The sequence below is a fragment of the Kitasatospora phosalacinea genome, assembly GCF_030268885.1.
In the GTDB taxonomy this organism is placed as follows: Bacteria; Actinomycetota; Actinomycetes; order Streptomycetales; family Streptomycetaceae; genus Kitasatospora; species Kitasatospora phosalacinea_C.
In genome coordinates this window covers 270,497-292,572 of sequence record NZ_BSSA01000002.1, presented here as the reverse complement: position 1 = coordinate 292,572, position 22,076 = coordinate 270,497, and the positions used below count along the sequence as shown (strand labels likewise).

Here is a 22,076-nt window from a genome sequence, read left to right as displayed (position 1 = left end):
TGGAAGCGGTCCGACGCCACACCCGCTGACGTCAGGTCACGTCCCTGGTCATGTCGACGAAGCGCGAGTAGTGGCCCTGGAAGGCCACGGTGATGGTCGCGGTCGGGCCGTTGCGGTGCTTGGCGACGATCAGGTCGGCCTCGCCCGCGCGCGGGGACTCCTTCTCGTAGGCGTCCTCGCGGTGCAGCAGGATGACCATGTCGGCGTCCTGCTCGATCGAGCCGGACTCGCGCAGGTCGGAGACCATCGGCTTCTTGTCGGTGCGCTGCTCGGGGCCGCGGTTCAGCTGGGAGAGCGCGATCACCGGGATCTCCAGCTCCTTCGCCAGCAGCTTGAGGTTCCGGGACATGTCCGAGACCTCCTGCTGCCGGCTCTCCGCCCGCCGCGACCCGCCGGACTGCATCAGCTGCAGGTAGTCGATGACCACCAGCCGCAGGTCGTTGCGCTGCTTGAGCCGTCGGCACTTGGCCCGGATCTCCATCATCGACAGGTTCGGCGAGTCGTCGATGTACAGCGGCGCCGCGCTGACCTCCGGCATCCGCCGGGCCACCCGCGTCCAGTCGTCGTCCGTCATGTTGCCCGACCGCATGTGGTGCAGCGCCACCCGCGCCTCCGCCGACAGCAGTCGCATGGCGATCTCGTTGCGCCCCATTTCGAGCGAGAAGATCACGCTCGGCAGGTTGTTGTGGATCGAGCACGCCCGCGCGAAGTCCAGCGCGAGCGTTGACTTGCCCATGGCCGGGCGGGCCGCGATGACGATCATCTGGCCGGGGTGGAGGCCGTTGGTGAGCTGGTCGAAGTCGGCGAAGCCGGTGGGGACGCCGGACATCTGGCCGGAGCGGGAGCCGATGGCCTCGATCTCGTCGAGGGCGCCCTCCATGATGTCGGCGAGGGGGGCGTAGTCCTCGTTGGTGCGCTGCTCGGTGACGGCGTAGATCTCGGCCTGGGCGGCGTTGACGATGTCGTCGACGTCGCCCTCGGCGGCGTAGCCCATGCCCGCGATGCGGGTGCCGGCCTCGACCAGACGGCGCAGGACGGCGCGCTCGTGGACGATCTCGGCGTAGTACTCGGCGTTGGCCGCGGTGGGGACGGAGTTGACCAGGGTGTGCAGGTAGGAGGCGCCGCCGACGCGGGCCAGCTCGCCGCGCTTGGTGAGTTCGCCGGCCACGGTGATCGGGTCGGCGGGCTCGCCGCGGGCGTAGAGGTCGAGGATCGCGCCGTGGATGAGTTCGTGGGCGGGGCGGTAGTAGTCGGCGGGCTTGAGCACCTCGACGACGTCCGCGATGGCGTCCTTGGAGAGCAGCATGCCGCCGAGCACGGACTGCTCGGCCGCGAGGTCCTGCGGGGGGACGCGTTCGAACCCCTCGCCGCCGAAGCCCCCGTCGCGCTCGCCGTCCCGGTCGCGGCGCTCGCCCTTGCCGGGGAAGCGGTCGCCGCCCTTGCCGCCGTCGCGCCGCTGGAAGCCGCCGGAACCGCCCGGGCCGCCGGACCCGGAGCCGCCGTCGCGCCCGGCCGGGCCGCCGGAGCGGCGGGTGACCGGCAGGCGGTCGCCCGGGACGTCGGGGAAGGCGTCCAGCGGGAAGGCGTCGTCGGAGGGCTGCCAGTCGTCCTCCGGCGGCGGCGGGGCGTCGTGGTCGTCGTACTGGGGGCCGGTCACGCGTGTTCCCCGATCAGCGAGCGTGCGAAGTTGGTACGGGCCGGGCCGGTGACGTACCGTCTGCGGCGCCTGTCCTTCTTACGGTACCGAGCCGACAGCACCCGCCCCGCGCGGGTCGCCCCTGAAGGGCCGCCGGTCCGGCCCGCGCCACGGTACGCGGGGCCGACGCGCCGGGTGATGTTATCCACAGGGGGTGTGGATAACCGCTCCGAGACTGTGGAGAACCCCGCCAAAGCTGTGCACAACCCTGTGGATAACCATCCTATCGGCCCGATGTCAACCCGCTGACCTGCGACTACTCCCCACTTAGCCTGTGCATGAGAAATTCTTCACACGGCCGGAGCCCGCGCCGAAGAGGTGTTCGACACATCCGCCGTCCACAGCCCGGGTAAGAGTCCAAATACCTCTGTACCCATTACCTGTGGATGAGTAGGCTGACTCCATGCCCGCCAGATCCCCCGCCGCCGCCGAGCGCCGCCGCCACGACCGGGAGATCCTCGCCCTGGCCGTCCCGGCCTTCGGCGCCCTGGTCGCCGAGCCGCTGTTCCTGATGGCCGACTCGGCGATCGTCGGGCACCTCGGCACCGCCCAGCTCGCCGGCCTCGGCGTCGCCTCCGCCGCGCTCACCACCGTCGTCGGCGTGTTCGCCTTCCTCGCGTACGCCACCACCGCCGCGGTGGCCCGCCGGATCGGGGCGGGCGACCGGCGGGCGGCCGTGCAGCAGGGCGTCGACGGGATCTGGCTGGCGCTGCTGCTCTCGGTCGGCGTGGTGGCGCTGACCCTGCTGCTGGCCCCGCAGGCCGCCCGGCTGCTCGGTGCCTCCGCCACCGCCGCCCCGCACGCCGTCACCTACCTGCGGATCAGCGCGCTCGGCGTCCCCGCGATGCTGCTGGTGCTGGCCGCCACCGGCGTGCTGCGCGGCTTCCAGGACACCCGCACCCCGCTGCTGGTGGCGGTCGGCGGCTTCACCGCCAACCTGCTGCTCAACCTGGGCCTGGTGTACGGCGCGGGCCTGGGCGTGGCGGGCTCCGCCTGGGGCACCGTGATCGCCCAGAACGCGATGGCCGCGGTGTACGTCGCGGTGGTGGTCCGCGGCGCCCGCCGGGAGGGCGCGACCCTGCGGCCGGACGCCCCCGGCATCCGCGCCTCGGCCCGGGCCGGCGGCCCGCTGCTGGTGCGCACCCTGAGCCTGCGCGCGGTGCTGCTGCTGGCCACCGCGGTGGCCGCCCACCTGGGCGACGCCGAGGTGGCGGCCCACCAGATCACCATGACCGTCTGGTCCTTCGTCGCCTTCGCGCTGGACGCGGTGGCGATCGCCGGGCAGGCCATCATCGGCCGCTACCTGGGCGCGGGCGACCTGCCGGGCACCCGGGCGGCCACCCGGCGGATGGTCGAGTGGGGCCTGGGCGCGGGCGTGCTGTTCGGGCTGCTGATGGTGCTGGGCCGACCGCTGTACGTCCCGCTGTTCAGCTCCGACCCGGCCGTGCAGCACCAGCTGTCCGCGGCGCTGCTGCTGGCCGCGCTGACCCAGCCGGTGGGCGGGCTGGTGTTCGTGCTGGACGGCGTGCTGATGGGCGCGGGCGACGGCCGCTACCTGGCCTGGGCGATGCTGGCCACCCTGCTGGTCTTCGTCCCGGCGGCGCTGGCGGTGCCCGCGCTGGGCCTGGGGCTGGCCGGGCTGTGGTGGGCGATGAACCTGTTCATGCTGACCCGGGCCGGGTTCCTGGCCGGCCGGGTGCGCACCGGCCACTGGATGGTCACCGGCGCCGTCCGGTCATGAACCGCGGGGAACGGCCGGAGGGCCGGACCCCGCGCACGGGGTCCGGCCCTCCGGACTGCGTTACTGCTGCGCTCAGGCGGCGACGACGTTGACGTCGAGGTTGGCCTGGACGTCGGCGTGCAGCTTGACCGAGACCTTGTGGCTGCCCACGGTCTTGATCGGCGAGGCGATCGCGACGGCGCGCTTGTCCACGGCCGGGCCGCTGGCGGCCTTGATGGCCTCCACGACGTCGGCCTGGGTCACCGAGCCGAACAGGCGGCCGGCCTCGCCGGAGCGGACGGCCAGCTTGACCTGGAGACCCTCCAGCTTGGCCTTGACCTCGTTGGCCGCCTCCAGGGTCTGGATGGCGTGGATCTTCCGGGCGCGACGGATGGCGTCGACGTCCTTCTGACCGCCCTTGGTCCAGCGGATGGCGAAGCCGCGCGGGACCAGGAAGTTGCGGGCGTAGCCGTCCTTGACCTCGACGACCTCACCGGCGCTGCCGAGGCCGGGAACCTCGTGAGTGAGGATGATCTTCATTCTTCGGTCACCCTCTCTTAGCGCGTGGTGGAGGTGTAGGGCAGCAGCGCCATCTCACGGCTGTTCTTCACGGCCGTGGCGACGTCACGCTGGTGCTGGGTGCAGTTGCCGGTGACCCGGCGGGCACGGATCTTGCCGCGGTCGGAGATGAACTTCCGCAGCAGGTTCGTGTCCTTGTAGTCCACGTACGTGGCCTTGTCCTTGCAGAAGACGCAAACCTTCTTCTTCGGCTTGCGAGCAGGCGGCTTCGCCATTGTGTGCTCCGTTAGGTACGAGATCTGTCAGCATCGGCGGGCCCGCGGGGGCCCGGCCGTGCACCGCTTAGAACGGGGGCTCTTCCGAGTAGCCGCCGCCGGAGTTTCCACCCCAGCCGCCGCCCTGGTTGGACGAGGGGGCGCTGGACGCCCACGGGTCGTCGGACGGACCCTGGTTGCCGCCGCCGGAGTTTCCACCCCAGCCGCCGCCGCCCTGGTTGCCGCCGCCGAAGCCGCCGCCACCCTGCTGGCCGCCGCCGAAGCCGCCGCCACCGCCCGGACCGCCGGTCCGGTTGGCGCGGGTGACCTTGGCGGTCGCCGAGCGCAGGCTCGGGCCGACCTCATCGACCTCGACCTCGAAGACCGTCCGCTTCTCGCCCTCCTTGGTCTCGTAAGACCGCTGGCGCAGTCGGCCCTGCACGATCACGCGCATGCCGCGCTGCAGCGACTCGGCCACGTTCTCCGCCGGCTGGCGCCAGACGTTGCACGTGAGGAAGAGGCTCTCGCCGTCCTTCCACTCGTTGGTCTGGCGGTCGAAGGTGCGCGGGGTGGACGCGATACGGAACTTGGCCACCGCGGCACCCGACGGGGTGAAGCGCAGCTCGGGGTCGTCGACGAGGTTGCCGACGAGGGTGATGACGGTCTCGCCTGCCATGTGGTGATGACCTCTCGGAAAGAAGTTCTGCGGTGCTCGTCAGCGGTGTTCCACGTGGAACACCGGACGTGAACCCTCCGGCGCGGACGCCGGGAGTGGGCTCAGTGGGTGTCCGGGCGCAGGACCTTGGTCCGCAGAACCGACTCGCTCAGGCTGAACTGGCGGTCGAGCTCCTTGACGACCTCGGGCGTGGCCTTGAGGTCGATGACCGAGTAGATGCCCTCGGACTGCTTGTTGATCTCGTACGCCAGGCGACGACGGCCCCAGGTGTCGACCTTCTCAACCTTGCCGCCGCTGGTGCGGACGACGTTGAGGAAGCTCTCGATCAGGGGGGAGACAGCGCGCTCCTCGACCGAGGGGTCGAGGATGACCATCACCTCGTAGTGACGCATGTGTAACCCACCTCCTTTGGACTCAACGGCCACGGCGTTTCCGTGGCAGGAGGGTTGTGCGCGTCGGCACCGGTGGTTGCGGGCATGCGGGCACGCCCCTACACCAGTGCAGAGGGGCCAGCCTACCGGGTGAGCCGACCGGCGGACAAAACAGTTGCCCGCTCGGGTTGTCATCTCGGTCACATCGGTCGCAACCTGGACAGAACGAACGTTCCCTCCCCCAGGAGGTGGGCCCCCATGGCACAGGCCGCACCCAGGCCGCAGCACCACCGGCCGCAGTTCACCCTCAACACCGACGGGCACCCGCACCCCCGGGAGAACGCGCTGGTCGGCGTGACCGTGCTGCTCGGCGCGATCGCCTTCGTCACCTCGTTCTTCCACAACCTGCACATCCTGACCTCGTGGACCGGCCTGATCGGCGTGATCACCGGCCTGACCGGACTGTTCGTCTCGGTGACCACCGCCGAGCGCTTCGCGGTCGTCATCGGCACCGGCGCCGCCGCGTTCGGCCTCTTCCTCGGGGTCGCGCACGGCGGCCTGTTCGGGGGCGTGTGGTGACCCCCGGGCGCGGCGGGGGGTGAACCTGCGGCCCGCCGCGCAACCTCCGATGCCCTCCCGGCGTAGTACCTGTACCAGCGGGTGCGTGCGGGGGGGCATCATCATGTCGGGTCGGTTCCCGGTCGAATCGGACCATTCGGGCGATAGGGTCACCATGGGTAGATCCGACGAGGAGGAGCACGCGGCATGAGCCTGCGACTGCGGACGATCACGCGCGAGGAGCACCTGGCTTTCATCGAGAGCCGGCCCTCGGCCAGCCACATGCAGGTGCCCTCCTGGGCGGACGTGAAGGCGGAGTGGCGCGCGGAGAGCCTGGGCTGGTTCGACGCCTCCGGCGCGATCGTCGGCGCCGGACTGGTCCTCTACCGCCAGCTGCCGAAGGTGAAGCGGTACCTGGCGTACCTGCCGGAGGGCCCGGTGATCGACTGGTTCGACCAGGACCTCGACCGCTGGCTCAAGCCGATGCTGGCGCACCTGAAGTCGCAGGGCGCGTTCTCGGTGAAGATGGGCCCGCCGGTGGTGGTCCGCCGCTGGGAGGCCAGCACCATCAAGGACGCCATCGCGGGCAAGCAGGCCAAGCGGCTGCGCGACGTCGACCCGGACTTCGCCGAGCCGCGCGCCCTGGAGACCGCCGAGCGGCTGCGCCGGTCCGGCTGGCTGCAGGGCGAGGACGGCGGCGCGGGCTTCGGCGACGTCCAGCCCCGGTACGTGTTCCAGGTGCCGCTGGGCGGCCGCTCGCTGGACGACGTGCAGCGCGGCTTCAACCAGCTGTGGCGGCGCAACATCAAGAAGGCCGAGAAGAGTGGCGTCGAGGTGGTCCAGGGCCGCTACGAGGACCTCGCGGTCTTCCACAAGCTGTACGTGGTCACCGCCGAGCGCGACCACTTCACGCCCCGGCCGCTCTCCTACTTCCAGCGGATGTGGCAGGCCCTCACCGCCGAGGACCCGAACCGGATGCGGCTCTACGTCGCCTACCACGAGGGCGAGCCGCTGGCCGCCACCACGATGCTGGTGGTCGGCGAGCACGTCTGGTACTCCTACGGCGCCTCCGCCAACCACAAGCGCGAGGTCAAGCCGTCCAACGCGATCCAGTGGCGGATGATCCGGGACTCCTACGCGCTCGGCGCGAGCGTCTACGACCTGCGCGGGATCAGCGACACCCTGGACGAGGACGACCACCTGTTCGGTCTGATCCAGTTCAAGGTCGGCACCGGCGGCCAGGCCGCGGAGTACCTCGGCGAGTGGGACTACCCGCTGAACAAGCTGCTGCACAAGGCGCTCGACCTCTACATGTCGCGTCGTTGAGCCACCTGAAGAACACCACGGGGAGAACGCCATGACCTTGACGATGTACGTGGACACCGGCCGCTGGCGGGCGCACCAGCGCGGGCTGCTGGCCGAGTTCGCCGGGCTGGTCCCGGTCGCCAAGGGCAACGGCTACGGCTTCGGCAACGTCCGGCTGGCCGCCGAGGCGGCCCGGCTGGGCGTCCCGATGCTGGCGGTCGGCAGCGCGGACGAGGCGGCCGCGGTGGCCGACGCCTTCCCCGGCGACCTGCTGGTGCTCACCCCCTACCGGCCCGGCGAGCCCGAGGTCGACCTGCCCGCCGGCCGGGTGGTGCGCACCGTCGCGCACGCCGAGGCGCTGGCCGCGCTGCCCGCCGGGACGCGGGTCGTGGTCGAGTGCATGACCTCGATGCGGCGGCACGGCGTCGCGGTCGGCGAGCTGTCCCGGCTGCCGGTGCGCCACCTGACCGTGGAGGGCTTCGCCCTGCACCTGCCGCTGGACCGGCCGGACGGCTCCGACCCGGTGGACGAGGTGGACCGGCTGGTCCGGGCGCTCGCCGAGGCCGGGCTGCCCACCGGCACCGTCTACCTCAGCCACCTGTCCGCCAAGGACGGCCTGCGGCTGGCCGAGCGGCACCCCGACACCGCGTTCCGCTCCCGGATCGGCACCCGGCTGTGGCTGGGCGAGGTGGAGGCGCTGTCCTCCCGGGCCGCCGTCCTGGACGTCACCCCGGTCGCCCGCGGCGAGCGCTACGGCTACCGGCAGCACAAGGCCCCCTCCGAGGGCCACCTGCTGGTGGTCGGCGGCGGCACCGCGCACGGCGTCGGCCTGGAGGCGCCCAAGTACGTGCACGGGGTGCTGCCGCGGGCCAAGGGGCTGGCCCGGGCCGGCCTGGCCACCGTCAACCGGACGCTCTCGCCGTACTCCTGGCAGGGCAAGCAGCTGTGGTTCGCCGAGCCGCCGCACATGCAGGTGTCGATCCTGTTCCTGCCCGGCGAGCTCAAGCCGCCCGCGATCGGCGACGAACTGGCGCTGACCGTCCGCCACACCACCACCCACTTCGACCGGGTGGTCGAGCAGTAGGGGCCCAAGCCCGCACGACGCAGGAGCCCGCACGACGCAGGAGCCCGCCCGCCGGACCACGGCGGGCGGGCTCCGGTGCGTCCGGGGCGCGGCGGTCGGCTACTTCGCGGCCTCCGGCCCGGGGCCGGACCCGACGCCCGGCTCGACCCGGACCTCCAGCTCCCGCTCCGGCTCCGGCTCCGGCTCCTTGCTCAGCCAGTCCCCCTCCGGGGCGTACGCCGCGTACGTCTCCTGCTCGCGCAGGGCGCGGGCGGAGCCGAGCACGAACCGGTCCGGGGCGCCGTCCAGCACGCCGCCCGAGGGGTCGTCGCTGCCGTCCCAGCGGACCGGGTCGCGGTCGGGCTGCAGGATGTCGCGGACCACCACGTAGCAGAGGTACAGGGTGCCGACCAGGTGCAGGGCGATGGCGAAGTGGTACCACTGCTGGTCGATGCCGTGGTGCTTGCCGTCGCCGTTGTAGGCCAGGTACGACCAGACGCCGAGGAAGTACAGCACCTCGCAGGCCTGCCAGACCAGGAAGTCGCGCCAGCGCGGCCGGGCCAGCGCGGCCAGCGGGATCAGCCAGAGCACGTACTGCGGCGAGTAGACCTTGTTGGTCAGGATGAACGCCGCCACCACCAGGAAGGCCAGCTGGGCGAAGCGCGGGCGGCGCGGGGCGCTGATCGCCAGCCAGCCGACCGCCAGGCAGCTGAGCACCAGCAGGACGGCGATCCAGGTGTTCAGGGTCTCCAGGGCCTTGCCCTCGCGGATGCCCTGCATCAGGATCAGCCAGAACGAGCCGTAGTCCTCCCGGCGGGTCTGGCTGAAGCTGTAGAAGGTCACCCAGCCCTTCCAGTTGGCCAGCATGATCGGCAGGTTGACCACCAGCCAGGCGCCGACCGCGCCGCCGAACGCCTGGCCGAGCTCCTTCCACTTGCCGGCCCGCAGGCAGAGCACCAGCAGCGGGCCCAGCAACAGCACCGGGTAGAGCTTGGCGGCGGTGGCCAGCCCGATGAAGACGCCCGCCCAGACCGGCTTGGAGTTCGACCAGTAGGCCATCGCCACCGCGGCCAGGGCGACCGCCAGCAGGTCCCAGTTGATGGTGGCGTTCAGCGCCAGGGCCGGGGCCAGGGCGAACAGCAGCGCGTCCCACGGGCGGCGGCGGTGGGTGCGGGAGGTGGCGACCACCGCGACCACGGCGCAGATCATCAGCATCCCGGCGTTGACCATCCAGAACCACTGCTCACGGCTCATCAGGTCGCCGCTGCGGGTGGTGAGCCAGGCCGCGACCTGCATGAACAGGCCGGTCAGCACCGGGTACTCCAGGTACTGCATGTCCGGCGAGCCCTGCGGGATCGGGTCCAGGTACGGGTGCAGCCCGTCGGCGAAGCCGCGGCCGGAGAACAGGTGCGGGATGTCGCTGTAACAGGCCTTCGTGTACTGGGTGGTGGCGCCGTGGAACCAGCCGTCGGTGTAGCACGGGGCCTTCTGGAACAGGCCCAGCACGTAGACCGCGATGACCGCCAGCGCGAGGAACTTGGCCGGCGTCCACCAGGAGACCCCCAGCAGTGCCCGGCGCCCGGGCGGGCCGCCGAACAGCTCGCTGCCCGCCTCCGCGACCGGGTCCTCGTCCGCGGGCACCACCACGGTGTTGGGCAGCGGACCGTCGGCCTGCGCGGGGCCGGGCGGCGAGGTCTCGTCACGAAGGCTGGAGGTCATGGCGCACATACTGCCGCACCGCTGTGCGCAATCGAAGAGGGGCACGGGATCGCCCTCGCGATCCGTGCCCCTCTGCGGTGTTTGCGCCGGGATGCGGCGGCTACTGCGTGGTGGTGCCGGCGGTGGTGCCGCCGTTCTTGCCGCCGCCACCGGTCGTGCCGCCCGTCGTGCCGCCGGTCGTGCCGCCGTTCGTCCCGCCGTTCGTCCCCGAGCTCGGGCTGGAGGTCGGGCACAGGCTCGGGATCAGGCAGCTCGGCGGGGGCGAGGTCGGCGAGGTCGGACGTCCGGTCGGCTTGCCGCTCTGGCGGTCGGACGGGGACGGCGACGGGTCGGGCGTCTCGCTCGGCACCTGCTCGGTCGGCGGGGCCGTGGGCGACTCGGAGCTGGAGGCCGAGGCCGAGGGCGAGGCGGTGGCCGGGGCCCCGGAGGAGTCGACCTCCTCGCCCCAGGTGCCGGACGGGGGCGTGAAGTTGCGCGGGTTGCCCGGGCCGACCATCTTCATGTAGCGGGTGAAGATGTCCGCCGGGTAGTCACCGCCGTGCACCTCCTTCTTGCCGCCGGTGCCCTCCAGGGTGAGCGGCTCCTTCTTCTCCTTGTCGTTCACGTCGTCGCGCCACATGCCGACCGCGGTGGACAGGCTCGGCGTGTAGCCGACGAACCAGGCCGAGACGCTGTGGTCGGTGGTGCCGGTCTTGCCGGCCACCGGGAAGCCCAGCTCGGCGGTCTTGCTGCCGGTGCCGTTCTTCGCCGCGTTCTGCAGCACGTCGGTGATGGTGTCGGCGACCAGCGGGTCCAGCGCCGTCCTCGGCGTCGGCTTGGTGAACTGCGTCAGCTCCTTGCCGCGGAACTTCACCGAGGTCACCGAGTACGGGTCGAGCTGCTGGCCGTGCGCCGCGAACACCGAGTAGGCCGAGGCCATCCGGATCGAGCTCGGCGTCGAGGTGCCCAGCGGCAGGGTCAGCGTGTTGGCCCCCGCCAGGGTCTCCTTGCGCAGCCCGAGGTTCTCCGCCATCGCGACGACCTTGTCGCCGCCGACGTCCTGGCCCAGCTGCACGAACGGCACGTTGTACGACCACTGCATGGCCGTCCGCAGCGTCACGTACCCCTTGTTGCCGGGGTCGCTGTTCTTCTGGCGGTAGGGCTGGCCGTCGTCGCCGATCGCCTTGCTGCCGTCGGCGCGGTAGATCTGCGCCATGTCGTCGGCCAGGTAGCGGGAGTCCGGGTTGATCTTGGCCGGCTTGCCGTCCGGGCCGTTCTTGGTGAGGACGCCGTTCTCCATCGCGGCGGCCAGCACGAAGGGCTTGAAGGTCGAGCCGACCAGGACCGAGCCGTCCGCGTTGTTGCTGTAGTGGCCGTTCTCCGCGCCCGGGCCGCCGTAGACGGCCACGATCGCCCCGTCGCCCGGCAGCACCGAGGCGGCACCGACCTGGACGTTCTTGTCCTTGTCCCGGTCCGGCTTCAGGGTGGCCGCCGAGAAGTCGTCCACGGCCTTCTTCAGGGCGTCGACCTTGTCCTTCTGGAAGGTGGTGTGGATCTCGTAGCCGCCGCGGTCCAGGGCCGCCGGGGTGATGCTCGGGTCCTTGACGCTGACGTACTGCTTGGCCATCTGGACCAGGTAGGTGGTCTCGCCGGTGGTCTTGGTGACCTTCTGCGCGTCGACCGGCTCGGGGAAGTCCTTGCACTTGGCCCGGTCCTCGGCGGACAGCACCTTGGTGGTGACCATCCGGTCCAGGATCCAGTTCCAGCGGTCCACCATGCGGTCGTGGTTGGCCTTGCTCAGGCTCGGGTCGTACAGGCCCGCGCCCTTCAGCAGGCCCGCCAGCATGGCGCCCTGGCAGACGTCGACCTTGCTGGCGTCGACGCCGTAGTACGCCTGCGCGGCCGCCTGGATGCCGGTCGCGCCGCGGCCGAACCAGCTGGTGTTCAGGTAGCCCTCGAGGATCTGGTCCTTGGTCTTCTCACCGTTGACCTTCAGGGTGATGAAGAACTCCTTGGCCTTCCGGGAGAGCGTCTGGTCCTGCGAGAGGTAGACGTTCTTCACGTACTGCTGGGTGATGGTCGAACCGCCCTGGGTCTCGCCGCCGGTGGCCATCTTGTAGACGGCGCGGGCGATGCCCTTGGGGTCGATGCCGGAGTCGGTGCGGAAGGTGGCGTTCTCCGCCGCGATGACCGCGTCCTGGGCGGGGCGGCTGATCTGCGAGAGCTCCACCAGCTGCTGGTTCTCGGTGCCGGTGCGGGCCATCTCGCTGCCGTCGGCCCAGTAGTAGACGTTGCTCTGGATCTCCAGCGGGGTCTTCTCGTTCGGCACCTGGACCATCGCGTAGGCGAGGCCGACCGCGGCCACGCTGCCGCCGAAGAAGACCAGGAACAGGCTCAGCACCTGCTTCCAGGACGGCATCCAGCGCCGGAAGCCCTGCTTGCCGTACCGCGGGTAGTCGATCAGCCGCTTCTTGCCCGGCTTGCCGTTGCGCCCGGCGGCGCGGCCGCCCTGCGGTCCGTCGCCGTTGCCGCCACCGCCACCGCCCTTGCGGGACTGCTTGCGCATCTCCGCCCGGGTCAGCCGGGGCTGCTCGGCGGTCTCCCGCGCGGCGCGCCGACCACCGGGGCCGCCCGGACCGCCCTGGCCCGGCACCTGCCCGGGACGACCGGCCCGGCCCAGACCGGGCTGCCCGCCGCCCGGAGCCCCCGGACGGCCCGGCCCGCCACGGCCGTACTCGGGTGCGCCCTCGACCGGGTTCCCGTACGCATACGGCCTTCCGGAGTCGGACCGCCGCGGAGGCGGCTGCTCGCCTCCGGGGTTGGCCGACCTGCGCCGGTGTTCGCTCATCTCTCCGCAGCTCCTCGGTCAGGGTGCACAGGCGAAAGAGTACGGCTCCCGAAAAACCACCTAATCGGACATTGGAAGCCAACCAGGACGAACTGACTGCGATTCATTACACGCCCGTTGCCCAGGGGCCTTGTGATCGCAGTTACGCGTGCCCCTCTTGCTCCATCCGTGACCCAGGGTTACTGTTGCCGATATATCGAGCCGATACATCGGCGCGACACATCGGTTCGGCATACACTGCCGAGCCGGGGCCCGCACCCGACGAGCAGGAACCCTCACGGAAGGAGGAAGGCGGTATGAGCCGACGCTCCGGCGTCCTCGAATTCGCCGTCCTCGGCCTGCTCCACGACGCGCCCATGCACGGGTACGAGCTGCGCAAGCGGCTCAACGTCCTGCTGGGCTCGTTCCGGGCCTTCTCGTACGGAACGCTCTACCCCTGCCTGAAGAGCCTGGTCGCCCAGGGCTTCCTGGTGGAGGACAACCCGGACGTCGAGTACGTCCCGGCCACCGCCCTCAACGGCAAGCGGTCGAAGATCGTCTACCGGCTCTCCCCGGAGGGCAAGGAGCGCTTCGAGGAGCTGCTCGCCGAATCCGGCCCGGAGGCGTGGGAGGACGAGCACTTCGGCGTCCGCTTCGCCTTCTTCGGCCAGACCGACCGGGCGGTCCGGATGCGCGTGCTCGAAGGCCGCCGCAGCCGGTTGGAGGAGCGGCTGGAGCGGATGCGCAGCTCCATCGCCCGCACCCGCGAACGCTTCGACGACTACACCCTCGAACTCCAGCGCCACGGCCTGGAGTCCGTGGAACGCGAGGTCCGCTGGCTCAACGAGCTGATCGAGACCGAGCGGGCCACCCGGACCGGACGCAACGCCGCGTCCCCCAGTACTTCGGACGGCCGTGGTCCGGCCGACGGGTCCTCCGACCCGCCCGGGCCACCGTACGACCGCCCGGGGCGCTCCTAGCGGAGCGCTGCACCACCGCGCCGGCCACGCCGCCCGCGGCGAGGCGCGGGCGCCCCGCGCGCCCGATCAGACAGTAAGAACAGATGTGGAACGAGGTTGCCGCCGCAGCACGGCGGACCTCATGAGATTCAGGGAGCAACCGGAATGGGTTCGGTTCGCGTAGCCATCGTCGGCGTGGGCAACTGCGCCGCCTCGCTGGTGCAGGGTGTCGAGTACTACAAGGACGCCGACCCGGCCGGTAAGGTCCCCGGCCTGATGCACGTCCAGTTCGGCGACTACCACGTCAAGGACGTCGACTTCGTCGCCGCGTTCGACGTGGACGCCAAGAAGGTCGGCTTCGACCTGGCCGACGCCATCGGCAACAGCGAGAACAACACCATCAAGATCTGCGACGTGCCGCCGACCGGCGTCACCGTGCAGCGCGGCCACACCCTCGACGGCCTCGGCAAGTACTACCGCGAGACCATCGAGGAGTCCGACGAGGCTCCGGTCGACGTCGTGCAGGTCCTCAAGGACCGCCAGGTCGACGTCCTGGTCTGCTACCTGCCGGTCGGCTCCGAGGACGCCGCCAAGTTCTACGCCCAGTGCGCCATCGACGCCAAGGTCGCCTTCGTGAACGCCCTCCCGGTGTTCATCGCCGGCACCAAGGAGTGGGCCGACAAGTTCACCGAGGCCGGTGTCCCGATCGTCGGCGACGACATCAAGTCGCAGGTCGGCGCCACCATCACGCACCGCGTGATGGCGAAGCTCTTCGAGGACCGCGGTGTCATCCTCGAGCGCACCATGCAGCTGAACGTCGGCGGCAACATGGACTTCAAGAACATGCTCGAGCGCGAGCGCCTGGAGTCCAAGAAGATCTCCAAGACCCAGGCGGTCACCTCCCAGATCCGCGACCGCGAGCTGGGCGCCAAGAACGTCCACATCGGCCCGTCCGACTACGTCGCGTGGCTCGACGACCGCAAGTGGGCGTACGTCCGCCTCGAGGGCCGCGCGTTCGGCGACGTCCCGCTGAACCTCGAGTACAAGCTCGAGGTCTGGGACTCCCCGAACTCGGCCGGTGTCATCATCGACGCCGTGCGCGCCGCGAAGATCGCCAAGGACCGCGGCATCGGCGGCCCGATCCTCTCCGCGTCCTCGTACTTCATGAAGTCCCCGCCGGTGCAGTACTTCGACGACGAGGCCAAGGAGAACGTCGAGAAGTTCATCCGCGGCGAGGTCGAGCGCTGAGCGCAGCGAAGCCTGCTCGCTGTTGGTGGGTGAGCGCTGAGCGCTGACCGAGTCGACGCCAGGTGTGGCCGGAGGGCCGTCCCGCTTCGTGCGGGGCGGCCCTCCGGTGCGTTCAGGACCAGGTCGCGGCCCAGGTGGCCGGGCCGACCACGCCGTCCACGGCGAGGCCGTGGCGCTGCTGGAAGGCCCGGCAGACCCGGGCGGAGGCGGGGCCGTACCAGCCGTCCGCGGTGATCGACCAGCCGCGGGCGGCCATCCGCCGCTGCCACATCAGCACGTCGTCCCCGTGCAGCATCGGGGTGCGCACCCGCAGGTAGCGGCCGGGCCAGCGCGGCGCCCCGGCGGCGGGGGCGGTCGCCTGGGCCGACGTCCGGGCCGCGGGGACGCCGCCGAGCGCCGGGTCGGCGGAGACGGTGCCCTCCGGGAAGGCCGGGACGCCGTAGCCGTACGGCGAGCCGGGGCCGCGCCGCGGGCGGGACTTGAGGTAGACGCCGTCGCCCTCGGCGGAGCCGCTGTCGTTGGTGTTGGCCTCCACCGTGCTGATGGTGTCGGCGTCGTAGGCGACGACGACGCCGGTGTGGGTGCCGCCGTCCGGGCCGAGGTAGAAGGGGCCGCCGAGGACGGGGTATTCGCTCCAGCGGCCGCGCTCGCGCCACCAGGCGACCGCGGTCAGGCAGGAGGCGGTCATCGGCCAGAGGGCGTCCATGCCGGCCCGGTGGGCGGCCCACGCCTCGAAGGTGGCGCACCAGGGCTGGCCGTCGGACCATTCCAGCCCGGGGGTCTCGGTGCTGTAGCGCTGGCGGTTGTTCCAGGTGCCGTCGGGGTCGCGGCCTTCGTGCTGGCCGACCTGTCCGAGCAGCAGGGCGGTGAACTCTTCTCGCATGGGAGCCTCCCGTTGTCCGAGGTGGTTCTTCCCTCCCGGAGTGGTCAACGACCTCGCGGCGGCGAGGTCATCGGTGGTGCGGGAGCACGCGGGGGGCGTCCGGCCGCCGGAAAGTCGGCGGATGTTCCACGTGAAACAGGGTCGGTCGCGTGGCACCCTTGGCGGGTGATCACCGAACGGGCCCCGCGGGAGGCCACCCCGCCCGCGCTGCTGCTCGGCCTGCTGCGCGGTCCCGGCTTCCGGCGGCTGCTGACGGTCCGGTTGCTCTCGCAGCTGTCGGACGGGGTGTTCCAGGCCTCGCTGGCCACCTACGCGCTCTTCTCCCCCGACAAGCAGTCCTCCCCCGCCGAGATCGCCGTCGCGCTGGCGGTGGTGATGCTGCCGTTCTCGGTGGTCGGGCCGTTCACGGGGGTGATGCTGGACCGCTGGCGGCGGCGGCAGGTGCTGCTGACGGGCAATCTGCTCCGCTGCGCGCTCTGCCTGCTGACCGCCCTGCTGCTGCTCGGCGGGCTGCCGCGCTGGGTGTTCTACGCGGCGGCGCTGGTGGTGATCGGGGTCAACCGGTTCATCCTGGCCGGGCTGTCGGCCGCACTGCCCCGGGTGGTGGCGGACCCGTCGGCGCTGGTCACCGCGAACGCGGTGTCGCCGACCCTGGGCACCGTCGCGGCGACGGTCGGCGGCTCCCTCGGCCTGGTGGGGGGCGCACTGGCCTCCGGCTCGACCGCCACCGCCCTGACCGTGGGGCTCTCCGCGCTGCTGTACCTGGTCGCCGCGCTGGCGGTGCGCCCGATCGCGCCGGACGAGCTGGGCCCCGACCTGCACCTCGAACTCCCGCCGCTGCGGCAGGCGTTGGCGACCGCCTGGCACGACCTGCGGGCCGGACTGCGGCACCTGCTGCGGGACTGCCGCCCGGCGGTGCGTGCGCTGGCCGCGGTGAGCCTGGCCCGGTTCTGCTACGGCGTGCTGACCGTGGTGGTGCTGATGCTGTGCCGCTACACCTTCAACCGGGCCGAGGACGTCGACGGCGGCCTGGCCACCCTGGGCCTGACGGTCGTGATGTCCGCGGTGGGCTTCTTCCTGGCGGCGGCGGCCAGCCCGTGGGCCACCCGCCGGTTCGGCCTGCACGGCTGGATGACGATCTGCCTGGCCGGGGCCGCGGTGTCCGTGCCGACCCTCGGCCTGACCTTCCGGGAGGCCCCGGTGATGGCGGCGGCGCTGCTGCTGGGCGTGGTCACCCAGGGCACCAAGATCTGCACCGACACCCTGGTGCAGGAGTCGGTGGAGGACGAGTACCGCGGCCGGGTGTTCGCGATCTACGACGTGCTGATGAACGTCTCGTACGTCGCCGCGGCCGCCGTCACCGCGCTGGTGCTGCCGCTGGACGGCCGCTCGGTGCCGGTGCTGCTGGCGCTGTCGGGGCTGTACGCGCTCGGGGCGGTGCTCTACTTCCGCGCGACCCGCCGTCCCTGACGGGGGGTCGGCCGCTAGGGTACGTGGGCGCACGGCAACCTAACCGCCGCAGGGGGGATCATCAGATGAGCACACCGCAGCCACCCGGGCCCTACGGACAGCCCACCCCGTACGGACCGCCCGGCCAGCAGCCGCCGCCCGCGTACGGCGGCCCCTCCGGCTACGCCCAGCCACCCGCGTACGGGCAGCAACCCCCCGCACCCGCCTACGGCCAGCAGCCCCCCGCGTACGGGCAGCAGCCCCCGTCCGGCTACGGCCAGCCGCCCGCGTACGGGCAGCAACCCCCGGCGCCCCCGTACGGCCAACAGCCGCCCGCGTACGGCCAACCGCCCGCCGGGGAGGGGCAGTTGCCCGCCTGGGGGCAGGAGCCGCCGCGGGCGCCGGTCAAGCCCGCCGGGCCGGTCACCGCCCGCACCGTGGTCCGCCGGGTGGCGCTCGGCGTGGTGCTGCTCGGCATCGCGGTCGGCGTCCTGTGGATCGTGTTCCTGGGCAGCGTCAACAAGGGACCGAACGTCGGGGACTGCCTGAGCGCCCAGCACAAGAAGGTGTCCTGCACCGCCTCGGACGCCAGGTGGAGGGTCGACTACCGCAAGAACGGCACCATCTCCCTGCTCAACTGCGCCAGCGAACGCCCGGGCACCACCCCCTACGACGGCCAGTACCGGTCGCGGAAGCACACCACCCGCTACCGGCTCTGCCTGAGCCCGGTGAACGCCGCGCCCGCGCCCGGCGCCACCGCGGGCAAGCACTGACCCACCGCGGGGCGGCGCCGGGCGGGCGTCAGTCCTGCGGCTGCTCCGCCCACCAGGCGCGGAGGGCGGCCACCGCCTCCTCGTGCTCCATCGGGCCGTTCTCCAGGCGCAGTTCGAGCAGGTGCTTGTAGGCCCGGCCGACCGCCGGTCCGGGGCGCAGGCCGAGCAGCTGCATGATCTCGTTGCCGTCCAGCGCGGGACGGATCGCGTCCAGCTCCTCCTTCGCCTGGAGCGCGGTGATCCGCTCCTCCAGCGAGTCGTAGGTGCGGGCCAGCGCGGCGGCCTTGCGCTTGTTGCGGGTGGTGCAGTCGGAGCGGGTCAGCTTGTGCAGCCTGGTCAGCAGCGGCCCGGCGTCGGTGACGTAGCGGCGCACCGCGGAGTCGGTCCACTCGCCGCCGCCGTAGCCGTGGAAGCGCAGGTGCAGCTCGACCAGCCGGGAGACCTCGCCGACCAGTTCGTTGGAGTACTTGAGCTCGCGCATCCGCTTGCGGGTCATCTTGGCGCCGACCACCTCGTGGTGGTGGAAGGAGACCCGGCCGTCCGACTCGAAGCGGCGGGTGCGCGGCTTGCCGATGTCGTGCAGCAGCGCGGCCAGCCGCAGCACCAGGTCGGGGCCCTCGGTCTCCAGCGCGATGGCCTGCTCCAGGACGGTCAGCGAGTGCTCGTAGACGTCCTTGTGCCGGTGGTGCTCGTCGCTCTCCAGGCGCAGCGCCGGGAGCTCGGGCAGCACGAAGTCGGCCAGGCCGGTGTCGACCAGCAGGCGCAGGCCCTTGACCGGGTGCTCGGCGAGCAGCAGCTTGTTCAGCTCGGCCTGGACGCGCTCGGCCGAGACGATGGTGATCCGCTCGGCCATCGCGGTCATCGCGGCGACCACCTCGGGCGCCGGGTCGAAGTCCAGCTGGGCGGCGAAGCGGGCGGCCCGCATCATCCGCAGCGGGTCGTCGGAGAAGGACTCCTCGGGGGTGGCGGGGGTGCGCAGCACCCGGGCCTCCAGGTCCTCCAGGCCGCGGTGCGGGTCGACGAAGCCGCGGCCGGGCAGGTCGACGGCCATCGCGTTGACGGTGAAGTCGCGGCGCACCAGGTCCTGCTCGATCGAGTCGCCGTAGCTGACCTCGGGCTTGCGCGAGGTGCGGTCGTACGCCTCGCTGCGGTAGGTGGTGATCTCGATCAGGAACGAGCCCTCGGGGGTGTCCTTGCGGGCTCCGACGGTGCCGAACGCGATGCCCACGTCCCAGACCGCGTCGGCCCAGCCCTTGACCAGCTTGAGGATCTGCTGCGGGCGGGCGTCGGTGGTGAAGTCGAGGTCGTTGCCGAGCCGGCCGAGCAGGGCGTCCCGGACCGACCCGCCGACCAGCGACAGCCGGTGGCCGGCCTCCTGGAAGCGGCGGGCGATCTCGTCGGCGACCGGGGAGACCCGCAGCAGTTCCTGCAGGCCGAGGGTCTGCGCCTCGGTCAGCCCCGGCAGGGCGACCCGGTCGGCGGAGCTGGAATGATTGGCGCTGGACGCATTGGCAGTGGACACGGCTCACAAGGGTACGTGCCCGGCCCGCTCCGCCGCCCTCCCGTTTCGCGCCGCCGGGCCGCCCCGGCAGCTCCCGGGCCGCGACACTGCGGGCCGGACGGCGTCGTTACCATGCCGGGTGGGCGCTCCTCGGCAGGGGCCCGCGCGGTCGGGGCGGCCGCGGCGGTGCGTGGAGTGATCGAGACGATCGGGAACGGCGAGGACGCGCGTGGACGAGCGGACCGGGCGGAACGCGGCAGTGACGGCGCGTCGCGGACGGTGGACGGGCCTGCTGGCCAGGGCCTCCGCCGCCCTGCTCGCGAGCGGGCTGGTCGGCGTCCTGTGCGCCGCCCCGGCGGCGGCCGGACCGGCCGCGACGGCCGACTACCCGGCCGTGGTGGAGATCGACGCCGTGGCGCCGAAGGTCGCGCACGAGAACGGGAACGTGACGATCACCGGCAAGGTCCTCAACTCCGGCCAGGCGACCCTCAAGGCGCCGACCGTGAAGGTCCGCAAGCCGCAGGCCCGGCCGATGAAGACCCGCAGCGAGATCGACCTGGCCGAGTCCCGCACCACCCCGAGCACCCTGGACGGCCTGTCCCTGGACCAGCCGACCAAGGCCGTCGGCGACCTGGCGCCCGGCCAGAGCGAGGACTTCACCCTGACCGTGCCGGTCTCCGCGCTGAGCGTCAGGGACACCGGCCCCTACGAGCTGGCGGTGGACGTCTGGGGCAGCACCGGCGGCGAGCAGCCCCACCCGCTGGGCATCGGCCGGACGTACCTGCCGTACCAGGGCAAGGAGAGCGCCCAGCCCTCGCAGCTGGCCGTGGTCTGGCCGCTCACCCACGCGCCGGTGCTGGTCGCCCAGACGATGGCGGACGCCGACCAGACGCCGGTGCTGCGCGACGACAGCCTGGCCGCCGAGCTGACCGGCGACGGGCGGCTGAACCAGCTGGTCGAGCTCGGCACCGACATGCCGAACCTGACCTGGGCGATCGACCCCAACCTGCTGGACACCGTGTACGCGATGACCAAGTCGTACCGGGTGCAGAAGCCCGGCACCTCCGGCGAGTCCGCGAGCGAGGAGAACACCGTCCCGGGCACCGGCCGCGACGCGGCGACGACCTGGCTGGCGAAGCTGCGCACCGCGCTGGCCGCCCCGGGCAGCGCGGTGGTCTCGCTGCCGTACGCCGACCCCGACCTGGCCTCGATCGCGCACCACGGCGCCGGGCTGAACGGGATGGACAACGCGCTGCGCAAGGCGGTGACGGCCGGGCAGATCACCACCGAGGCCCGGCTGTCGGTGGACGCCCGCTCGGACGTCGCCTGGCCGTACCGGGGCCTGCTGGACCAGCGCACCGCGTCGGTGGCGGCCGTCGCGGGCGGGCGGATCGTGCTGGTCGACGGCACGTCGCTGCCGGAGTCCGACAAGCTGCCCTTCACGCCGGGCGCGGCCCGGCCGATCGGCAACGGGCAGACCGCGGTGGTCTCCGACCAGGTGCTCGCCGCGATGTTCCAGTCGGACCTGGTCTCGGAGCACGACCGCACCCTGACCGAGCAGCACTTCCTCGCCGAGACCATGGCCATCGCCCACCAGCAGCCGGAGCACCCGCGCGGCCTGCTGGTGCTGCCGCCCCGCGCGCTGACCGTCGGCACCGCGAAGGCGCTGAGCGAGTCGGTGCGGGAGGCCGCGGCCGGGGGCTGGGTGGCCCGGGCGACGCTGGAGAAGGTCGCGGGGATGACCGCGGACGAGGAGGCGAACACCGCCGTCCCGGGGTCCTACCCGTCCGACGCGGCCGCCGGGGAGCTGTCCACCGCCGAGCTGACGGCCACCATGCAGCTCCAGGACGGCGTGGACCAGCTGATGATGATCCTCAGCCGGCCGGAGCGGGTGCGGGAGTCGTTCAGCGCCGCGATGGTGCGCTCGATGTCCACCGAGTGGCGCGACCAGCCGAAGGCCGGCACCGAGTACCGGAGCGGGGTGCGCACCTACCTGGACAACCTGAAGGCCGCGGTCCGGGTGGTCCAGAAGAGCGTGGTGACGCTGCCCGGCGACAACGCGACGATGCTGGTCAGCGTCAAGAACGGGCTGACCCAGTCGGTCGGCAACCTGGAGCTGCGCGTCGTCTCCACCCAGCCGAACCGGCTGCGGATCGACTACCCGATCCAGCCGCTGGTGCTGGACGCCACCACCAACTCCTCGCTCCGCTTCCCGGTCGAGGCCCAGGTCAACGGCCCGGTCCAGGTGACCGCCCAGCTGTGGACCACCGGTCCGGACGCCCGCCCCTACGGCGAGGCGATGGAGTTCACCGTCGACGTCACCTCGGTGGCCAGCGGCGTGATGTACGTGATCGCCGGCGGCACCGTGCTGATGGTCCTGGCCGGGGTGCGGTTCTCCCTGCAGCGCAAGAAGCGCCGGGCGGCCGGCGAGGTCGACGAGGACCCGGACCGCCCGGCCGACGGCCCCGGCGGGGCCGGGTCCGGCCCCGCGGCGCCGTCCGACGCGGACCCCTCGTCCGCTGCGGATGACACCGATCGGGTCGCCGGTGATGAGAAGGTGGATCACTAGGCCGCCC

General features: G+C 72.0%; 18 protein-coding genes. 9 read left to right on the top strand and 9 right to left on the bottom strand.

Annotated features, from left to right (window positions below):
- Positions 1 to 31: 31 nt before the first annotated feature.
- A complete protein-coding gene (dnaB, locus tag QSK52_RS04925) occupies positions 32 to 1,576 on the bottom strand; it encodes a replicative DNA helicase (protein ID WP_435053167.1) in 1,545 nt (514 codons plus the stop codon).
- A 523-nt stretch (positions 1,577 to 2,099) separates the two neighbouring features.
- On the opposite strand from dnaB, the gene QSK52_RS04920 reads away from it, so the two are divergent.
- Positions 2,100 to 3,437 carry an MATE family efflux transporter gene (locus QSK52_RS04920; protein WP_285733942.1) on the top strand — a complete coding sequence of 446 codons (1,338 nt, stop codon included), beginning with the start codon at positions 2,100 to 2,102 and terminating at the stop codon, positions 3,435 to 3,437.
- 72 nt (positions 3,438 to 3,509) lie between these two features.
- Here the strand turns inward: QSK52_RS04920 and rplI are convergent, their stop codons facing one another.
- From rplI to rpsF, 4 genes are all read right to left on the bottom strand, one after another.
- Entirely contained in the window at positions 3,510 to 3,956 is a 447-nt protein-coding gene (gene rplI, locus QSK52_RS04915) for a 50S ribosomal protein L9 (protein ID WP_285733940.1), read from the bottom strand.
- Between the two features lie 17 nt (positions 3,957 to 3,973).
- Positions 3,974 to 4,210: a 30S ribosomal protein S18 gene (gene rpsR, locus QSK52_RS04910; protein ID WP_030457605.1), complete on the bottom strand. Its 237-nt coding sequence runs from the start codon at positions 4,208 to 4,210 to the stop codon at positions 3,974 to 3,976.
- Between the two features lie 67 nt (positions 4,211 to 4,277).
- On the bottom strand, positions 4,278 to 4,865 hold the full coding sequence (locus QSK52_RS04905) for a single-stranded DNA-binding protein (RefSeq protein WP_285733937.1): 588 nt from the start codon (positions 4,863 to 4,865) through the stop codon (positions 4,278 to 4,280).
- A gap of 101 nt (positions 4,866 to 4,966) precedes the next feature.
- The gene (gene rpsF, locus QSK52_RS04900) at positions 4,967 to 5,257 is read right to left on the bottom strand and encodes a 30S ribosomal protein S6 (RefSeq protein WP_030457607.1); all 291 of its coding nucleotides are present in this window, start codon (positions 5,255 to 5,257) and stop codon (positions 4,967 to 4,969) included.
- Positions 5,258 to 5,494: 237 nt separating this feature from the next.
- Here rpsF and QSK52_RS04895 point away from each other — a divergent pair, with 237 nt between their 5' ends.
- The 3 genes from QSK52_RS04895 (at position 5,495) to QSK52_RS04885 (ending at position 8,183) form a co-directional block, all read left to right on the top strand.
- On the top strand, positions 5,495 to 5,815 hold the full coding sequence (locus QSK52_RS04895) for a hypothetical protein (RefSeq protein WP_285733934.1): 321 nt from the start codon (positions 5,495 to 5,497) through the stop codon (positions 5,813 to 5,815).
- 186 nt (positions 5,816 to 6,001) lie between these two features.
- Positions 6,002 to 7,120, top strand: a complete 1,119-nt coding sequence (locus QSK52_RS04890; protein WP_285733932.1) for a lipid II:glycine glycyltransferase FemX — start codon at positions 6,002 to 6,004, stop codon at positions 7,118 to 7,120.
- 31 nt (positions 7,121 to 7,151) lie between these two features.
- A complete protein-coding gene (locus QSK52_RS04885) occupies positions 7,152 to 8,183 on the top strand; it encodes an alanine racemase (RefSeq protein WP_285733930.1) in 1,032 nt (343 codons plus the stop codon).
- Between the two features lie 99 nt (positions 8,184 to 8,282).
- On the opposite strand, the gene QSK52_RS04880 is transcribed toward QSK52_RS04885, so the two are convergent.
- Together QSK52_RS04880 and QSK52_RS04875 are read right to left on the bottom strand one after the other, a co-directional pair.
- Complete coding sequence (locus QSK52_RS04880) at positions 8,283 to 9,890, bottom strand: glycosyltransferase family 87 protein (protein WP_285733928.1); 1,608 nt, start codon at positions 9,888 to 9,890, stop codon at positions 8,283 to 8,285.
- A 91-nt stretch (positions 9,891 to 9,981) separates the two neighbouring features.
- Positions 9,982 to 12,426, bottom strand: a complete 2,445-nt coding sequence (locus QSK52_RS04875) for a transglycosylase domain-containing protein (protein WP_285733926.1) — start codon at positions 12,424 to 12,426, stop codon at positions 9,982 to 9,984.
- 578 nt (positions 12,427 to 13,004) lie between these two features.
- Here QSK52_RS04875 and QSK52_RS04870 point away from each other — a divergent pair.
- Together QSK52_RS04870 and QSK52_RS04865 are read left to right on the top strand one after the other, a co-directional pair.
- On the top strand, positions 13,005 to 13,667 hold the full coding sequence (locus QSK52_RS04870; RefSeq protein ID WP_285733924.1) for a PadR family transcriptional regulator: 663 nt from the start codon (positions 13,005 to 13,007) through the stop codon (positions 13,665 to 13,667).
- A 144-nt stretch (positions 13,668 to 13,811) separates the two neighbouring features.
- Positions 13,812 to 14,894: an inositol-3-phosphate synthase gene (locus tag QSK52_RS04865; RefSeq protein WP_285733922.1), complete on the top strand. Its 1,083-nt coding sequence runs from the start codon at positions 13,812 to 13,814 to the stop codon at positions 14,892 to 14,894.
- A 112-nt stretch (positions 14,895 to 15,006) separates the two neighbouring features.
- On the opposite strand, the gene QSK52_RS04860 is transcribed toward QSK52_RS04865, so the two are convergent.
- Positions 15,007 to 15,777 carry a peptidoglycan-binding domain-containing protein gene (locus QSK52_RS04860; RefSeq protein ID WP_285733919.1) on the bottom strand — a complete coding sequence of 257 codons (771 nt, stop codon included), beginning with the start codon at positions 15,775 to 15,777 and terminating at the stop codon, positions 15,007 to 15,009.
- A 165-nt stretch (positions 15,778 to 15,942) separates the two neighbouring features.
- Here QSK52_RS04860 and QSK52_RS04855 point away from each other — a divergent pair, with 165 nt between their 5' ends.
- Together QSK52_RS04855 and QSK52_RS04850 are read left to right on the top strand one after the other, a co-directional pair.
- A complete protein-coding gene (locus QSK52_RS04855; protein WP_285733917.1) occupies positions 15,943 to 17,247 on the top strand; it encodes an MFS transporter in 1,305 nt (434 codons plus the stop codon).
- A 65-nt stretch (positions 17,248 to 17,312) separates the two neighbouring features.
- On the top strand, positions 17,313 to 17,999 hold the full coding sequence (locus QSK52_RS04850; protein WP_285733915.1) for an LppU/SCO3897 family protein: 687 nt from the start codon (positions 17,313 to 17,315) through the stop codon (positions 17,997 to 17,999).
- Between the two features lie 28 nt (positions 18,000 to 18,027).
- On the opposite strand, the gene QSK52_RS04845 is transcribed toward QSK52_RS04850, so the two are convergent.
- Positions 18,028 to 19,464 (bottom strand): CCA tRNA nucleotidyltransferase, encoded by a 1,437-nt coding sequence (locus QSK52_RS04845; protein WP_435053166.1) that lies wholly within the window; start codon positions 19,462 to 19,464, stop codon positions 18,028 to 18,030.
- Between the two features lie 295 nt (positions 19,465 to 19,759).
- On the opposite strand from QSK52_RS04845, the gene QSK52_RS04840 reads away from it, so the two are divergent.
- Positions 19,760 to 22,069: a DUF6049 family protein gene (locus tag QSK52_RS04840; RefSeq protein WP_285733914.1), complete on the top strand. Its 2,310-nt coding sequence runs from the start codon at positions 19,760 to 19,762 to the stop codon at positions 22,067 to 22,069.
- The last annotated feature ends 7 nt before the right edge of the window (positions 22,070 to 22,076 follow it).

Bases quoted from the DNA above. Each gene is read 5' to 3' on its own strand.
- QSK52_RS04920 (WP_285733942.1), top strand. From the start codon at position 2,100: ATGCCCGCCAGATCCCCCGCCGCCGCCGAGCGCCGCCGCCACGACCGG.
- rplI (WP_285733940.1), bottom strand. From the start codon at position 3,956: ATGAAGATCATCCTCACTCACGAGGTTCCCGGCCTCGGCAGCGCCGGT.
- rpsR (WP_030457605.1), bottom strand. From the start codon at position 4,210: ATGGCGAAGCCGCCTGCTCGCAAGCCGAAGAAGAAGGTTTGCGTCTTC.
- QSK52_RS04905 (WP_285733937.1), bottom strand. From the start codon at position 4,865: ATGGCAGGCGAGACCGTCATCACCCTCGTCGGCAACCTCGTCGACGAC.
- rpsF (WP_030457607.1), bottom strand. From the start codon at position 5,257: ATGCGTCACTACGAGGTGATGGTCATCCTCGACCCCTCGGTCGAGGAG.
- QSK52_RS04895 (WP_285733934.1), top strand. From the start codon at position 5,495: ATGGCACAGGCCGCACCCAGGCCGCAGCACCACCGGCCGCAGTTCACC.
- QSK52_RS04890 (WP_285733932.1), top strand. From the start codon at position 6,002: ATGAGCCTGCGACTGCGGACGATCACGCGCGAGGAGCACCTGGCTTTC.
- QSK52_RS04885 (WP_285733930.1), top strand. From the start codon at position 7,152: ATGACCTTGACGATGTACGTGGACACCGGCCGCTGGCGGGCGCACCAG.
- QSK52_RS04880 (WP_285733928.1), bottom strand. From the start codon at position 9,890: ATGTGCGCCATGACCTCCAGCCTTCGTGACGAGACCTCGCCGCCCGGC.
- QSK52_RS04875 (WP_285733926.1), bottom strand. From the start codon at position 12,426: ATGCGCAAGCAGTCCCGCAAGGGCGGTGGCGGTGGCGGCAACGGCGAC.
- QSK52_RS04870 (WP_285733924.1), top strand. From the start codon at position 13,005: ATGAGCCGACGCTCCGGCGTCCTCGAATTCGCCGTCCTCGGCCTGCTC.
- QSK52_RS04865 (WP_285733922.1), top strand. From the start codon at position 13,812: ATGGGTTCGGTTCGCGTAGCCATCGTCGGCGTGGGCAACTGCGCCGCC.
- QSK52_RS04860 (WP_285733919.1), bottom strand. From the start codon at position 15,777: ATGCGAGAAGAGTTCACCGCCCTGCTGCTCGGACAGGTCGGCCAGCAC.
- QSK52_RS04850 (WP_285733915.1), top strand. From the start codon at position 17,313: ATGAGCACACCGCAGCCACCCGGGCCCTACGGACAGCCCACCCCGTAC.